The following is a 4,787-nucleotide window of genomic DNA, read 5'->3' as shown; positions in this document are numbered from 1 at the left end:
GTCGGTCATTCGCCGGGCGGAGGACAGCGACAACTGGCCAATCACTTGGGCCGACGACGACTCGCTGTACACAGCCTACGGCGACGGGACTGGTTTCGAACTCAAGGTGCCGGAGAAGTTGAGCCTCGGCTTCGCCCGAATCGACGGCTTTCCGTCCGAATTCAAGAGCACGAACATTCGCTCGGCGACGGGCGAGCGAAAGGGGAATGGCCCGCGCGGACTCAAGGCCAGCGGCCTCTTGATGGTCGACGGCGTTCTCTACATGCTCGTCCGCAACGCCGGCAACTCGCAACTCGCCTGGTCGGCCGACCATGCGAAGACATGGACCTGGAGCGATTGGAAGTTTACGACCAGTTTCGGCTGCCCGGCGTTTCTCAATTTCGGCAAGAACTACGAAGGCGCCCGCGATGAATTTGTTTATATCTATTCGCCGGATGCGGAGAGCGCATACGTGCCGGCCGATCGCATCGTGCTGGCCAGGGTCCGCAAGGACCGGCTCAAGGAACGTGGTGCCTACGAATTCTTCGCCGGCAAGAAGTCGGCCAGCGAGCCGACCTGGATGTCCGATTCTCGCCGCCGCGCCGCCGTCTTCGAGCATCCGGGCCACTGCTTCCGCCCGACAGTAAGCTACAACCGCGGCCTGCGCCGCTACCTGCTTTGCCAGGCCGGCACGACGCGCGATGTCCATGCCGGCTTCGGTATCTTCGACGCACCAGAACCCTGGGGCCCGTGGACCACCGTCACCTACAGCCCGCAGTGGGACATCGATCCAGGCGAAACCGCCAGCCTTCCAACCAAATGGATCAGCGCCGACGGCCTTACTCTCTCCCTGGTATTCTCTGGCGGCGATGCCTTAAATGTCCGCCACGCAAGAGTCAAAACCTCATCAGACCGCTGAGTAACAGACCGACATCACCAGCAACACTTACGGCGATTGGCTCCTTGAGCAGCCGCACCCCATTTTCGCCGCCCAGGCCGGCGTCGCGCTGGCGTGCCGCCCATTCGACGTTGTGCGTTCGGTAAATGGTGGTGACTCCGCTCCACCGCCCTTGGCAGGCGAATTTGTTGAATCCATTGAGAGAACGCTTCCGCGAGGGGGTGGCTTGGATCGTCAACAACGACGAGTGACTTGTTTGTCTCGAGTTATCAAGGCGCAGCGGTCCTCGGGATGTTCGAATGGTCGGAGCGGTCGATTATGATGAGGGCATGGACTCAACCTCAACCGTCCATCGTCCAACTTTCAGTTTTCCTATTCGGAGACATTCTGTGTTTCGACACTGGGGTGGAGCGATTGTTCTATCGATGTCGATCGGAGCGATTTCGGCTCCGTGCGGACGGTTGTGTCACGCTGCTGACGCAGCAAAGATCGCACCGTCAAACAAATCTGGTGCTGCGCCGACTGGACATGTCTATTACGAAGGGCCAGTCGAGCCGCCTCAGGTTGCTGAGGCCTCCGACGAGGGTCAAAAGCAAATCGCCGCCTTCAAGATTCACGACGGCTTCAAGACCTCACTCTGGGCGGCCGAGCCGATGGTCGCCAACCCGGTCTGCTTAACCGTCGATGAGCACGGCCGGATCTACGTCGGTGAAACATACCGTATCCACCACGGCGTTGAGGACGACCGCGACCACATGGATTGGCTCGACGACGACATGGCCACCAAGCGAGTCGAACAACGGCTCGAGATGTTTAAGAAGCATCTGGGTCCGAAGCTGGTCGACTACACAAAACAAGATGATCGTGTGCGGCTGTTGGAAGATCGATCGGGCGGCGGCAAGGCCGACCACGTCAGCACATTCGCCGATGGTTTTAATAGCCCTCTACAAGGAATTGGCGCCGGAGTGCTCGCGCGGCGCGGCGACGTTTATTACGCGTGCATCCCGGATCTGTGGCAGTTGCGCGACAACAAGGGCACGGGCCATGCCGACGTGCGGAAATCGCTAAGCTACGGCTACGGTTCGCGGGTCTCGTTCCTTGGTCACGATCTGCACGGCCTGATCTTTGGGCCCGATGGCAAGCTGTACTACTCGCAAGGAGACCGTGGGTTTTACGTCAAGTCGGGCGACCACGTCGTTGCCAACGCCGACACGGGCGCCGTGTTCCGCTGCAATCCGGACGGCTCGGACGTCGAAGTGTTTTGCTACGGCTTGCGCAACCCACAGAAACTGGCTTTCGACGAATACGGCAATCTATTCACCTGCGACAATAATTCGGACTCCGGGGACCGGGCCCGCTGGACGTATCTGGTCGAAGGAGCCGATTACGGCTGGCGGATGCCGTATCAGTATTTGAATGACCGCGGCCCGTTTAATCGAGAAAAACTTTGGTATCCGCATTTCGATGGCCAGGCGGCGTACCTCGTGCCGCCAATCGCGTGGATCGCCGACGGACCGTCGGGACTGGTTTACTATCCGGGCACGGGCTGGGACGGCGAGTGGCAGGGGCATTTCTTCTTGGTGGATTTCAGAGGGGGCGCAGGGTCCAGCGGCGTGCATTCGCTGGCGGTCAAGCCGAAGGGCGCGTCGTTCGAAATGGTCGATAGTCGGGAGTTCCTCTGGCACATACTGGCGACCGACGTGGCCTGGGCCCCGGACGGCTCTCTGTGCGTGACCGATTGGGTCGAAGGCTGGGAGGGCTGTGGCAAGGGGCGAGTGTATAAGGTCTTCCAGCCGGCCAAGCAGAACGATCCGATAGTACTCGAAACAAAGCGACTGATCAGTGAAGGGCTAGAGAGCCGCACCACCGATGAACTGATAAAACTATTGGCGCACGCCGACATGCGCTTGCGGCAAGAGGCGCAATTCACGTTGGCCGGGCGAGCGCTGGCGGGTAAGTCAGGCGAGATCGTGCCGAAGCTTGTGGAAGTCGCCCGCTCGGCAGCCGGCGCCGGCGCGGTGATCGACACAGGCTCGACGACTGCAAGTCAGAAGCAGCTCAGCCGATTGCACGCCATCTGGGCATTGGGGCAAATTGGCCGCACGCGGCCGACTAAGTCAATCAGCGACAGGATCGACTCGCAGGAGCCTCTCCTGACGCTCGTCGCGGACACCGACCCCGAAGTGCGGGCACAGGCTGCCAAAACTCTCGGCGATTGTCGTTACGAGCGTGCCCGCGGTAAGCTGCTGCCCCTGGTAAAGGATGAGAGCCTTCGCGTGCGATCCCTCGCCGCGATTGCCATAAGCAAGTTCGACGACCCCAAGACGTATTTGGGAGCGATTCGCGAAATGCTCCGCGAGAATGACGACCGAGATCCCGTGGTGCGACACTCGGCGGTTATGGCCCTCGCGCGATTCGGGAAAGATTCGAGGGACCTTATTGGTCTAGCAAGCAGCGAGTCACCGGCCGAGCGGATGGGCGCGGTCCTTGCCTGGCGGCAGATCGAAGATGGCCAGATTGTAGTTTCACTGCGTGATCCGGATCCTCGTGTCGTGCTGGAGGCTGCCAGGGCGATCAACGACGTCCCCATCGCGGAGGGTTTGAAAGATCTCGCCGAGCTAATCAATCGACCGATCATCGGCGACGCAACGATCAAGGATAGAATCTCGAAAGACTTCGATGGCCGGGACGCGCTTTTGCGGCGTGTGCTCAACGCGAACTTTCGCTTGGGCACCCCAGACAGCGCGGCCAAGGTCGCGCATTTCGCTGCGCGAAGCGATGTGCCGGACGAGGCGCGGATCGAGGCCTTAGGCATGCTGGCCGACTGGGCGAAGCCATCGGGACACGATCGAGTGACGAACGCGTGGCGGCCTTCTCCGCTCCGCGATGACAGAATTGCCGGCGATGCATTTCGTCGCGAACTCAGGGGCATCTTCACCAGCAGCGATCGGGTTCGACAGGTCGCAGCAAAGACCGGCGCTAAGTTGGCAATCAAGGAAGTGGTTCCCGTGCTGGGGGAGATGGCGACCGACACGGCCCGACCGGCGACGGTTCGGATCCAAGCGATGCAGGCGCTTGAGCAACTGCACGACCCAGGCCTGTTCGACATAATTACCGCCGCCCTGAGGGACACCGATCCGGCGATACGGACCGAGGCTAGACGAATCCTTGCCGTAATTCGACCAACAGAGGCAATGCCGCGACTCGAGGAGGCGCTTGCCAAGGGGACGCTCGTCGAGCAGCAGGGGGCCTTTGCCTCGCTCGGCAAGATTAACGCGCCCCAGGCGGACAAAGTCTTGGCCACTTGGTTCGACAAGCTGCTGGCCGGCAATGCGCCGCGCGAGCTTGAACTCGACTTGCTCGAGGCTGTCGGCGCGCGAACGAGCCCGGCGCTGACGGAGAAGCTCGCCAAGTATGAAGCGACTCGACCAAAGAAAGAATCGATCGATCCGTGGCGCGAGACGCTCTACGGCGGCGATCAGACCCGCGGCAAGGCGATCTTTTTCGAGCGTGCCGAATTGATGTGCGTCCGCTGCCACATCGTCGCGGGCATCGGCGGCAAAGTCGGACCCGAGCTGACAAACATCGCGGCGGAAAAACCCCGCGAGTACCTGCTTGAATCGGTCGTCGACCCGAACAAGGTGATCGCCAAGGGCTTTGACACCGCGGTACTCACGCTGGACGATGGTCGGACCGTGGCCGGCATCGTGAAGGCTGAGGACGCCAAGGAGCTGACGCTGATGACGCCGGAGGCCAAACTCATCACCGTCGACAAGTCGAAGATCGATGATCGCTCACGCGGCAAATCCGCCATGCCCCAGGACGTTGCTAAGCCTCTCTCGAAAGCAGAGCTGCGCGACTTAATCGAGTATCTGTCGAGTTTGAAGTAAACGTCGTTATGCTAAACCGG

2 protein-coding genes are annotated in these 4,787 nt (G+C 60.8%); both read left to right on the top strand.

What is annotated here, in order from left to right:
• The coding region (locus VGY55_11465; GenBank protein ID HEV2970578.1) for a hypothetical protein at positions 1–898 on the top strand (898 nt) is incomplete at its 5' end.
• A gap of 368 nt (positions 899–1,266) precedes the next feature.
• On the top strand, positions 1,267–4,767 hold the full coding sequence (locus tag VGY55_11460) for a PVC-type heme-binding CxxCH protein (protein HEV2970577.1): 3,501 nt from the start codon (positions 1,267–1,269) through the stop codon (positions 4,765–4,767).
• Positions 4,768–4,787 lie beyond the last annotated feature (20 nt).

This window comes from Pirellulales bacterium (assembly GCA_035939775.1).
GTDB lineage: Bacteria > Planctomycetota > Planctomycetia > Pirellulales > DATAWG01 > DASZFO01.
The sequence above is the reverse complement of the archived record's forward strand: the minus strand, read 5'-3'. Positions and strand labels throughout refer to the sequence as shown.